Annotated in this window: 1 protein-coding gene; it reads left to right on the top strand. The window is 40.8% G+C overall.

Features of this window, described 5'->3' with window-relative positions:
- The coding region (locus D0T66_RS16125; RefSeq protein WP_185154857.1) for an RRXRR domain-containing protein at window positions 1-346 on the top strand (346 nt) is incomplete at both ends.

The raw sequence follows: 346 nt of genomic DNA, 5'->3' as shown, positions 1-346 counted from the left end.
CATAAGGTTAACAGCCATTTAAAACTAGTGGCTGATGTCTACAAAATACTGCCGATTACAAAATTGGTGATAGAGGTGGCAAGCTTTGATATTCAGAAAATCAAAAACCCTAATATATCTGGGGCAGAATATCAGCAAGGCGAAAAATTGGATGCTTGGAATGTAAGAGAATACGTTCTCTGGCGTGATGGTCATACTTGTCAGCATTGCAAGGGCAAGAGTAAAGATAAAATTTTGCAAACCCATCACCTAGAAAGCCGTAAGGTAGGCGGTGATGCACCGAGTAACTTAGTGACGCTATGTAAGACATGCCATGACGCTTATCATGCAGGCAAACTCCAATTAA

Origin of the sequence: Dysgonomonas sp. 25 (assembly GCF_010501075.1) — a bacterium.
Lineage (GTDB): Bacteria > Bacteroidota > Bacteroidia > Bacteroidales > Dysgonomonadaceae > Dysgonomonas.
Note: the sequence above shows the minus strand (reverse complement) of the source record. Positions and strands in the feature narration are given on the sequence as shown.